This is a genomic window from Streptomyces sp. NPDC001204, from assembly GCF_053598035.1.
Map to the genome: position 1 here is coordinate 1 of NZ_JBSFJL010000101.1, position 1,255 is coordinate 1,255.

The 1,255-nt window shown below is 68.2% G+C and carries 1 protein-coding gene; it reads right to left on the reverse strand.

What is annotated here, in order from left to right; genetic code table 11:
* The coding region (locus ACWC91_RS41605) for an IS256 family transposase (RefSeq protein ID WP_450645096.1) at window positions 1–1,119 on the reverse strand (1,119 nt) is incomplete at its 3' end.
* Window positions 1,120–1,255: the final 136 nt, after the last annotated feature.

Below are 1,255 nucleotides of genomic sequence, written 5' to 3' on the forward strand. Positions count from 1 at the left end.
CTGCTCGGCCAGGACCGCGCCGACGAGCCGGATCACAGCGGTGCGGTCGGGAAAGATACCGACCACGTCGGTGCGACGCCGGATCTCCTTGTTCAGCCGCTCCTGCGGATTGTTCGACCAGATCTGCCGCCAGATCTCGCGGGGAAAGGCGGTGAAGGCAAGCAGGTCATGCTGGGCGGCGTCCAAGTGGGCGGCGGCTTTGGGGAACTTGGCCTCCAGTGCGTCCAGGACGTGTGTCATCTGGGCCTTCACCGCGTCGGGGTCGGGCTGTTCGAAGACGGTCCGCAGCAGGGTGGCGACCCAGGGCTGGGCCGATTTTGGGACCTGGCTCAGTAGATTGCGGGCGTAGTGGGTGCGGCATCGCTGCCAGGAGGCGCCGGGCAGCACCGCGCCGATCGCGTCGACCAGGCCGGCGTGGGCATCGGAGACGACCAGCTGGACACCGGACAGGCCGCGGGCGATCAGTGAGCGCAGGAAGGCCAGCCAGCCGGCGCCGTCCTCGGCGGTGGCGACGTCCAGGCCGAGGATCTCGCGGTGGCCGTCGGCGTTGACCCCGACCGCGATGAGCGCGTGGACGTTGATGATGCGGCCGCCTTCGCGGACCTTCTGCGTGAGGGCGTCGACCCAGACGAAGGCATACGGTCCGGCGTCCAGGGGCCGGTTCCGGAACGCGGTGACCTGCTCGTCCAGGTGCCGGGCCATCGCGGAGACCTGGGACTTCGACAGCTGGGTGACGCCGAGGGACTCGGCGAGCTTCTCGACTCGGCGGGTGGAGACACCGAGCAGGTAGGCGGTGGCGACCACCGAGATCAGGGCCTGCTCGGCCCGGCGGCGCCGTTCGAGGAGCCAGTGCGGGAAGTAGCTGCCGGACCTGAGCTTGGGGATGGCCAGTTCTACGGTTCCCGCCCTGGTGTCCCACTCACGTGGGCGGTAGCCGTTGCGGTGGTTCACTCTCTCCGCGCTGACCTGCCCGTATTCGGCGTTGCAGAGAGCGTCAGCCTCCGCGGACATGAGCGCGTCGGCGAACGTCTTGACCATCGCGCGCAGCAGATCGGGACTCGCCGAGGCGAGGTTGTCCTCCGTGAGGGCGTGCAGGGGCAGACTGTCAGGTGCGGTCATCGTGCTGATCTCCTTCAGAGACTTGGTCGTCTTGAAAGATCAGCCGGTGGCCGTTCGTCTATGCGGGCCTCATCCCGACGCCGGAGCAAACCCCCGGATCAGGTCGAACCCGTACACCACTTCCCTGGACGCAACC